This is a genomic window from Devosia sp. (genome assembly GCF_040509215.1).
Taxonomy (GTDB): Bacteria; Pseudomonadota; Alphaproteobacteria; order Rhizobiales; family Devosiaceae; genus Devosia.
Window position 1 is genome coordinate 1 of the sequence record NZ_JBEVLL010000037.1, and the last position, 6,265, is coordinate 6,265.

General features: G+C 62.0%; 7 protein-coding genes. 3 read left to right on the forward strand and 4 right to left on the reverse strand.

Going from position 1 to position 6,265, the window contains the following annotated elements; all coding sequences use genetic code 11:
• Both ABW043_RS01745 and ABW043_RS01750 read left to right on the forward strand, forming a co-directional pair.
• Positions 1-871 (forward strand): ligase-associated DNA damage response exonuclease (locus ABW043_RS01745; protein WP_353919523.1); only part of this gene is annotated, 871 nt, incomplete at its 5' end.
• Complete coding sequence (locus ABW043_RS01750; protein WP_353919524.1) at positions 868-2,439, forward strand: cisplatin damage response ATP-dependent DNA ligase; 1,572 nt, start codon at positions 868-870, stop codon at positions 2,437-2,439. The genes ABW043_RS01745 and ABW043_RS01750, both read left to right, overlap by 4 nt.
• Here ABW043_RS01750 and ABW043_RS01755 read toward each other — a convergent pair.
• The 3 genes from ABW043_RS01755 to ABW043_RS01765 are packed head-to-tail and all read right to left on the reverse strand — an operon-like array spanning position 2,436 to position 5,095.
• Positions 2,436-2,969, reverse strand: a complete 534-nt coding sequence (locus ABW043_RS01755; protein WP_353919525.1) for a phosphatase — start codon at positions 2,967-2,969, stop codon at positions 2,436-2,438. The two genes, ABW043_RS01750 and ABW043_RS01755, sit on opposite strands and share 4 nt — an antisense overlap.
• 3 nt (positions 2,970-2,972) lie before the next feature.
• Positions 2,973-3,383, reverse strand: a complete 411-nt coding sequence (locus tag ABW043_RS01760; RefSeq protein WP_353919526.1) for a MerR family transcriptional regulator — start codon at positions 3,381-3,383, stop codon at positions 2,973-2,975.
• On the reverse strand, positions 3,380-5,095 hold the full coding sequence (locus tag ABW043_RS01765) for a long-chain-fatty-acid--CoA ligase (protein WP_353919527.1): 1,716 nt from the start codon (positions 5,093-5,095) through the stop codon (positions 3,380-3,382). The genes ABW043_RS01760 and ABW043_RS01765 overlap by 4 nt, the downstream gene beginning before the upstream one ends.
• 159 nt (positions 5,096-5,254) lie before the next feature.
• On the opposite strand from ABW043_RS01765, the gene ABW043_RS01770 reads away from it, so the two are divergent.
• Complete coding sequence (locus ABW043_RS01770) at positions 5,255-5,548, forward strand: DUF1905 domain-containing protein (protein ID WP_353919528.1); 294 nt, start codon at positions 5,255-5,257, stop codon at positions 5,546-5,548.
• Positions 5,549-5,605: 57 nt separating this feature from the next.
• Here ABW043_RS01770 and ABW043_RS01775 read toward each other — a convergent pair.
• Positions 5,606-6,265: alpha/beta hydrolase (locus tag ABW043_RS01775; protein ID WP_353919529.1), on the reverse strand; the 660-nt coding region annotated here is incomplete at its 5' end.

Consider the following 6,265-nt stretch of genomic DNA (forward strand, 5'->3'; position numbering starts at 1 on the left):
GCTGGCGACGCCGGACACGGTGGAAATTATGAAGGTGCGCTATGGCGAGGATTGCGCCGGCCGATTTGAAGGGCTCGATTTTCATGAGCCTCTGAAGATCGACGGGGCGACCGTCACGTTCTTTCCGGCCGGACATATTCTGGGGTCGGCACAGGTGCTGATCGAGGCCGAGGGGCAGCGGGCGGTTGTCACCGGCGACTACAAGCGGCTGCGGGACCGGACGGCGCAGCCCTATGAACCGGTCGATTGCGATCTGCTGGTGACCGAAGCGACGTTTGGGCTGCCGGTGTTTCAGCATCCTGATCCAAAAGATGAAATTGCGCGGCTCCTGAAATCGGTCGCGGCGCAGCCGGAGCGGAGCCATCTCATCGGCTGCTATGCGCTGGGGAAGTCGCAACGGGTGATTGCGCTGTTGCGCGATGCCGGCTGGGACAAGCCGATCTATTTGCATGGCGCAATGATTAGGCTTTGCGAGCTTTATCAGGCGCTCGGCGTGGAGTTGGGAGAATTGTTGCCGGCGACGGGCATGGGCAAGGCGGAGATGATGGGGCAGATCGTCATTGCGCCGCCTTCGGCCATTCGCGATCGCTGGAGCCGGCGGTTTCCCGATCCGGTGGTGTGCCAGGCTTCGGGGTGGATGAGCGTAAAACAGCGGGCAAGGCAGGCGCTGGTGGAATTGCCGCTTGTGATTTCCGACCATTGCGACTGGGGCGAACTCAATGTCTCGATCCTTGAAAGCGGGGCCGAGACCGTGTGGGTGACGCATGGGCGCGAGGATGCGCTGGTCTATTGGTGCAAGCAGCAGGGGCTCAATGCCGAGCCACTGGCGCTGCCGGGGCTTGATGACGATGGCGGGGAGGGCGGGGAATGAAGCGGTTTGCCGATCTTCTGGAACTGCTTGCGCTGACGCCGTCACGGACGCGGAAGATCGAGGCGCTGAAGCGGTACTTTTCCGAGGTGCCGGACCCCGATCGCGGCATCGCGCTGGCAGTGCTGACGAGCGAGATGGATATCCGCAATGTGAAGCCGGCCCTGCTGCGCGACACGGTGTTGGCGGAGGTCGACGAGACGCTGTTCAGGCTCAGTTATGACTATGTCGGCGATCTCGGGGAAACCATTGCGCTGATCTGGCCGCACAAGGCCGAGGGGGAATTGCCGGGACTTTCCGAGCTTGTCGATCTGCTCAACCACACCAGCAAGGCGGAGCTGCCAAGGGTGATTGGTGGGCTGCTTAGTCAAGCCGCCATTCATGAGCGCTGGGCGCTGGTAAAACTGGCGACGGGGGCGCTGCGGATCGGGGTCTCGGCGCGGCTGGCCAAGACCGCGCTGGCGGAAATGAGCGGCATTGACCTGCAGGAGATCGAGGAAGTCTGGCACGGTTTGAAGCCGCCCTATGGCAACCTTTTTGCCTGGCTCGAGGGCAAGGCGTCGCGGCCCGATGTCGATCACGCGGCGCGGTTTCATCCGCTGATGTTGTCCAATCCCATCGACGACAAGGATTTCGATAAGCTCGACCCCAAGGATTTTTCGGCCGAGTGGAAATGGGACGGCATTCGCGTGCAGATCGTCATGGGCGGGCAGGGTGTTTCGATGTTCTCGCGCACCGGGGATGAGATCAGCGCCTCGTTTCCCGATGTGGTGGACAATGTGATGGGGCAGGGTGTGCTCGACGGCGAATTGCTGGTCGGGCACGACTTTGACGCCAAGAGTTTCAATGACCTGCAGCAGCGGCTGAACCGGAAGGTGGCGCAGGGAAAACAGATGCAGGAGCTGCCGGCATTCGTGCGGGTCTATGACATGCTGTTCGATGGCGACGAGGATATTCGGGCGCTCGGATGGGAAGAGCGACGGGCGCGACTTGAGGCGTGGTTTGCCAAAAATCCACAGACGCGGCTCGATCTGTCCGAGGTTTTGCCGTTTAGCGATTGGAATGATCTCGGGGCTTTGCGGCGGCAGGGTGCCGATGAGCACGGCCATGAAGGGGTCATGATAAAACTCAGGACCGCGCCCTATGTGCCGGGGCGGCCGAAGGGGTTTTGGTTCAAGTGGAAGCGCGATCCCAATGTCGTCGACGCGGTGCTGATGTATGCACAGCGCGGGCACGGCAAGCGCAGTTCGTATTATTCGGACTACACATTCGGGGTCTGGAAGGGGAACGAGATCGTACCCATCGGGAAGGCCTATTTCGGCTTTACCGATGAGGAGCTGAAGCAGCTCGACAAATGGATCCGGGCCAATACGACGGGCAGTTTTGGGCCGGTGCGTGAGGTGAAGAAGGAGCTGGTGTTCGAGGTGGCGTTCGACTCGGCGCAAAAGAGTGGACGGCACAAGTCGGGCGTGGCGCTGCGGTTTCCGCGCATCAGCCGGATCCGCTGGGACAAGCCGGCGCAGGAAGCAGCGCGGCTCGAGGATATGGACGCTTTTGTGGGAGCGAGTTAGGCGACGGCGCGGCGGAGGCCGGAGGTCGGGAATTTCCGGCCGGCCTTGATCAGCTTGCCATCGAGGCCGAGGGCCTTGTCCCAGATCGCGATGACCAACGGGCTCGGCGCGACATTGGGGAAGGTCTTGAAGATCGCCTGGCCAGCTTTGTCCGCGGGGAGATAGCGCGAGAGAATGCCAAGGGCGGTGGCGGCGCCGCGGGTGCTGCCCTGGAGGCAATGGATCATCAGACGCGCATCTTTTGGAAGGCCATCGACGAAGGCCATGATCTCTTCGATATGGGCGCGGGTCGGGGCACCCGGAGCGGCGGGGTCGGCGACGTCTTCGAAGCGAGCGTGGAGCTGCCTCGTCTGGTCGAAATCGGGCAGGCCGAGATAGCGGCTTTCCGGACCATAGATGGAGATGATGTGGCTCGGGGCCCATTCCACGCCATTGCGGCGGGCTTCGGTCTGGCTACAGACCAGCATGGCAGAGGGCCAGCGATTGGGGTGGCCGGTACCATCTGTCAGGGACGCAAACAATTCTGACATGGCCTAACTCGTAGGGGAGACTCGATCTCGGGCAAGTTTGCGGATTTCTTGCAGTTCGGCAATCGTGGTTTGCAGGTCTGACAATTGTTGTTCAAGCGATTCTAAACGCTCATCAACTTTTTCAGCGAGCAAGTTTACCTGTTGGCCACGATCCGCATCGTAGAGCGCGAGATAATCGGAGATATCGCGCAGCGAAAAACCGAGCCGCTTGCCGCGCAGGATCAGGATCAGCCGGGCGCGATCGCGGCGGCGGAAAACGCGCGTGGCGCCGAGGCGCTCAGGGGCGATCAGGCCCTTGCTTTCATAAAATCGAATGGCCCGGGTGGAGATGCCGAACTCGCGCGCAAGATCGGCGATGGAGTAGAGATCCGGGCTGTCAGAGATATCGGGGCTGTCGGCGTCGGGGGGCGTCACTGCTTTTTGGCTTTCTTCTGGGCGTATTCTTCGCGCAGCTCTTTCTTGGAGAGCTTGCCGATCAGCGTCTTGGGCAGGGCATCCTTGAAGATGATTTCCTTGGGCATCTCGATCTTGTTGAGCTTTTCGGCAAGGAAGTGCTTGAGGTCGGCCTCGCTGACGGTGTGGCCTTCGCGGAGTTTGACATAGGCGACCGGCGCTTCGCCGCGATAGTCGTCGGGTACGCCGATGACATTGGTCTCCTCGACCGCCTCGTGGGTCATCAGCGCTTCCTCGATGGTGCGCGGATAGACGTTGAAGCCGGAACAGATGATCAGGTCCTTGATGCGGTCGACGAGGAAGACGTAGCCGTCTTCGTCGACATGGCCGACATCGCCGGTGCGCAGCCAGCCGCTATTGAAGGCTTCCTCTGATGCTTCGGGATTATCGTGGTAGCCGGCCATAACCTGGGGGCCCTTGACCTGCAGCTCGCCGTTTTCGCCGATGCCGACCTGCTTGTGCTTATCGACATCGACGAAGCGGATATCGGTGCCCGGGAGGGGCAGGCCGATGGACATGGGCTTTGAGGGGACGCGCAGGGCGGCACAGCAGACGACGGGCGAAGCTTCGGTGAGGCCATAGCCTTCGGCGAGAATGGCCTTTGATTTTTTCGCGAAGGCGTGGCGCACTTCATCGGGAAGGGCCGCGCCGCCGGAAATGGCGACTTCGAGGCTCGACAGATGTTCAGCGGTTGCCGTGTCGGCGCGGGCGATGGCGTTGAGGAGGGTCGGCACGGCGGGCAGGACATTGGCCTTGGTGCGCATCAGCAGGTCGAGCAGCGCCTTCAATTCGAAGCGCGGCAGCATCACGACTTGGGTGCCATTGCAGAGTGGCACGTTCATGCAGACGGTCATGGCGAAGATGTGGAAGAAGGGCAGGACGGCGACGACTTTGGAGGGCGGGTAGAAGAGCCCACAGCCCCATTTGTCGATCTGGCTCATATTGGCCGCGATATTGGCGTGGGTGAGCAGCGCGCCTTTGGGGATACCGGTGGTGCCGCCGGTATATTGCTGCACGGCGATATCGGTCCTGGCGTCGATGTGGACGGCGCTCGGGGTGTGGTTGGCGGCGATCAGGTCGTTGAAGGCGCGGGTTTTGGCTGCATGGGCCGATTTGGCCGGGTTGGAGAGGTCCTTGCGCTTGAAGAGCGAATAGAGGACCTTTTTTGGCAGCGGCAGGGCATCGGGGAAATGGCAGACAACCAGCGATTTGACGTGACCGGCCGTGAGGAGGGCTTCGGCCTTTTCAAAGATCTGCTTGAGATCGAGCGTGATCAGAATGTCGGCGCCGGCATTCCTCGTAATGTGGCTGAGTTCGGGGACGGTATAGAGCGGGTTGCAATTGACCACCGTGCCGCCGGCGCGGAGCACGCCGTAATAGGCGATTGGATAGAAGGGCGTATTTGGCAGCATGAGCGCGACGCGGCTGCCCTTCTTGACGCCATATTGGGACTGGAGGGCGCCGGCAAAGGCAACGATCTTCTTGGCCAATTCGCCGAAGGTGGTGGTGCCGCCGAGGAAGTCGAGCGCCACGGCCGAAGGGTTGCGGGCGCAGGCGGCGAGGACCTGTTCATGCACCGGGGTCGTGTCGATCTCGGTCTGCCACTCGATCCCTTCGGGATAGCTGGCGATCCAGGGGCGGACGCGGTCGGGCGAATTGGTCTCGGTCGACATGCCTTGTTTCCTCCTCGGGATGCCGGCAGCGCGGTATTTTCCGCGCCTCCTCCGCCAGCATGCCAGAAGAACTATTTCACGGCTTTACGTTAGCGTCAAACAACTGCCCAAGCGTTGTGAACGTTTCCGTGGTTTGGCGGCGCATGCAGGGAGGTGGATTTGTCGGAGTTCAGTTTTACGGCCGAGGTGATCCATTGGCGTGGACCGGCGCCGTTTTACTTTGCGCGCCTGCCCGAAGACGTCGCTGATCGCGTCAGGGACATGGCGAAGTCGGTGTCCTATGGCTGGGGCGTTATTCCGGTCGAGGCTGTGATTGGGAATGTCACGTTTCGCACTTCGCTCTTTCCCAAAGAGGGTGGCTATCTGTTGCCGCTCAAGGATGCGGTGCGCAAGAAGATCGACATTCCAGAAGGTGGCATGCTGGAGATCGGGATGGTCGTGGGGCCGGCCTGACGGCAGAAGACCCCGCCGGAGCGGGGCCCTTGGTGTATCGGCTGCATGAGGGAGATCTCAGGCAACGGCGCGGAGCTGCGGCTTGCCTTCGCCGGCCTGGGCCACGGCCCAGTTGAGGGCCATGTCGGCGACCTGTTCCCAACCCTTATCCATCAGCGTCCAGTGCGAACGATCCTCGAAGATGTGAAGGTCGGTGCGCGTCCTGGCCTTGCGCTGCTTCTTGTAGATGGCGCGGGTCATCGAGGCATCGGCGATCAGGTCCTTGCCGCCGCCAATCAGCAGCAACGGGGCGCGGTTGGGGTTGTCCCAGCGGATCTTGCCGGTCGAGCTGACGACGCCGTCCCAATAGACCTTGCCCGCCGTAGGCACGATATAGCGGTCGTAGAGCTCGTCGGCCTCGGCGCGGGTCGGGATGGTCTGGGCAAAGCGGGTGGCGAAGAACTTACGCGTCATCTGCAGCGAGCGGTTCCAGCCGTTCCAGGCGAACAGTGCCGGAGCGGCGGAGACGATGGCATGCGGTCCGAGCGGCACGCCGGTGGTCGGGGCTGGATCGATCGAGACGCCGGCAACACCGAGGCCACGATCGAGCAGCTGCTGCACCCAGACTGCGCCGGCCGAGTGGCCGATGAGGATCGGCTCTTCCGGCAGCGCCCGGATCTGGCGTTCGAAGTGGTCGACGATGGCCTTGACGCCGGTCTTGGCCAGCTGCGGATGCGG